General features: G+C 52.8%; 1 protein-coding gene. It reads right to left on the reverse strand.

Annotated elements, in window-relative coordinates; translation table 11 throughout:
• Positions 1-357: 357 nt before the first annotated feature.
• Positions 358-1,341: helix-turn-helix domain-containing protein (locus A6A04_RS22070; RefSeq protein WP_216636061.1), on the reverse strand; the 984-nt coding region annotated here is incomplete at its 5' end.

The raw sequence follows: 1,341 nt of genomic DNA on the forward strand, positions 1-1,341 counted from the left end.
TCATATCCGCCCCCTGTTCCGTCATACGGATAGGGAATCACGAAACCCGAGCCGACGCCAGTTTCCGGAGGTGCCCACCTCCCCCCGGCAAGCCGGGGGGAGGGGATACGCGCGGATTGGGAGAGCCGGGGGAGTTCATTTTTCTCCCTCCCTCAGCTTGCTGGGGGAGGGTTGGGGTGGGGACTTTATGCGTTTCTGCTCCGTCGGCTACTCATGGTCCCCGGAAGGGAGCCTCGTGCACGGCCGCTTTGCGCCATTGGTGGACGTGTGGTTGACCTGTGCCATGCCTACAAGCCGTCAATCGCAAGGCGCCGCAGATTCAAATAGTGTATCCATGATGCTAGATTTAGCGAATGGTTATCGCCTTGGGAGCTGATAGCCGCCCCTGTGGTAGCGAACAATCCACCCGCGCGTTGTTAAGTTAATGGTCTTTCTGCGGCGATCAGAATCATCCATTGTACTCTCGATGAGGTTAGCATGTTCCAAAGTGCGGAGATGAGGCTGCATTGCCGGGCCGCTATTGAAATCAAAGTCAGCAAAATCTCCCGGAGAGCATACATCCGGCTTCCCGGCAATGTCATCAAATAGTTTCCAGGCGCGTGATGTCACATCCTTAGTGCTTGTTAACGCATCTTCGGCAGTAATTGCAAACCAAGAATCAAGCAATTGAACTTTATCTTTTGCCGTTTCTGGACGATTTTTGTTGAGCATGCACCAGAATACAAAATCCTCACAATGCTTCAGTGTTATGCGAAGGTTACTGTTGCCAATTTCATAAATACGGCGAAATCCATCCGCTTCGACGGGGGTGTAGGCGTCAGAGTTTATCTTGTAATATTCAAGTCGTCTCTTAATGACTTCCGTCACCGCGTCTGCATCCAAAGGGTTTAGCTCCAGGGGGGCAGTGAGCTTTCCCTGCAACCTAGGCGTTGAAACAACGCTACGCACGATACCTCGCGCGCCACAAAGTACCCATTTCACACCGGGAAGCGATAAGACGCCATCCCGAAGCTCTTCTAAAGTCGCGCGAGCCTTCGCCGAAGTGTCCAGTAACTCAAGATTATCCAACACACAAACAAAGCCGCCAGAGCGAGCTTCCGGAAAAATTGTAGCCAATATTTCCCTCAAATTTGCCTCGACGCCGCCCTTCGCGAAGCCCTGCCCAGTATTAGCGCTTCGTGAGATACTTGCACTTCCGCCACTACCTAGAATCGATACTCCGCCACCGCCGCTCGTAAGCACCGGATCATTCAGCTGACCCTCCCCCCGTGAATGGCTCCAGGTTGAATGTAATAATTCAACTGACCATGAAGGGGACATTCCATGCCGAAGAAGAGACAT

The organism is Paramagnetospirillum marisnigri (assembly GCF_001650715.1).
Lineage (GTDB): Bacteria > Pseudomonadota > Alphaproteobacteria > Rhodospirillales > Magnetospirillaceae > Phaeospirillum > Phaeospirillum marisnigri.